We start from the raw sequence: 1,097 nt of genomic DNA on the forward strand, positions 1-1,097 counted from the left end.
GACCATTGATCATTACCGTGTAGCGGCTATTGACGGCACAGGTATATTCAGAACTCAGAGCCGATGCTGTAACGCCTGCCAGGAAGTGCATCACCAGGATGGGACGACTACCTACGAGCATAAGATTGTCACCTGCCAGATAGTGGGTGGCAAACCGCCGATCATTTTAGGTTTTGAACCGATCAAGCCGGGGGAGGGCGAGACCACAGCTTCCAAGAGGCTGGTTGACTGGCTCTACCAGGTATATAAACATTTTGCTGACATAGTGGTGGTTGATGCCGGCTTTGCCAAGGCTCCTTTTATCAACCACTTGTGCAGCAAAAACATCCACCTTGTAGTTCGGCTAAAAGATAAGCGGATGCACATTGTCAAGGATGCGGAAGGACTATTCAGCCGTCAAGTGCCAGCCAAAACATGGCGAGAGGATAAGTCATCCACCACTCATCTAGACATCTCTGCCTGGGATGAAGAACAGTTCAATAGCTGGGATGGAAATGAAAAACCTAAGGTCGTCAAGATCGTTGAGAGCAGGTATGGCTATGCAATAGTAGGTGGCAAACGTCAGGAAGCCATCGAAAGACACGAGTTGTGGAAGGAGCTGTTCCCTTCGGGACAATGGGCATCGTTTAATACCGTAATTTTTAGAACAAAAAAAAGGCAGTATCACCGCCTTGGAAGCAGTCACACAGTTAGGGCAAAGAGCCAAATACATCGTTGCTGCCGGCACCTGTGCCAGTTTTGGCGGCCCCTCTGCTGCACGGCCAAACATCACAGGCAGCACCAGTGTACAGAACGTGCTGCAGAGAGAGGTAATCAATGTCAGCGGCTGCCCGGTCAACCCTGATTGGCTGACTGGGAACCCTCGCCCACCTGCTCCTTTTTGGGCCTCCGGAGCTTGATGAACTGGGACGCCCATCCTCTTCTATGAGTTTACCGTCCACCGCCACTGCCAACGCCGCTCTTACTTCGACAGAAATGACCTGGCTGACAGCCTGGGTGATATCGAGTGCATTGTTTCACAGGGCTGTGTGGGGCCAAAGACAGGAGCGGACTGCCCCTACAGGCAGTGGGATAATTATGGTAAACTGGCCGGTCAA

1 protein-coding gene and 1 pseudogene are annotated in these 1,097 nt (G+C 51.7%); both read left to right on the forward strand.

Annotation, left to right across the window (positions count from 1 at the left end):
- Positions 1–671: 671 nt before the first annotated feature.
- Positions 672–899, forward strand: a complete 228-nt coding sequence (locus SSCH_RS21835; protein WP_408645709.1) for an NADH-quinone oxidoreductase subunit B family protein — start codon at positions 672–674, stop codon at positions 897–899.
- 15 nt (positions 900–914) lie between these two features.
- Positions 915–1,097: pseudogene (locus SSCH_RS22350) on the forward strand (hypothetical protein); the annotation flags it as partial.

The organism is Syntrophaceticus schinkii, assembly GCF_000946815.1.
GTDB classification, from domain to species: Bacteria; Bacillota; DSM-12270; order Thermacetogeniales; family Thermacetogeniaceae; genus Syntrophaceticus; species Syntrophaceticus schinkii.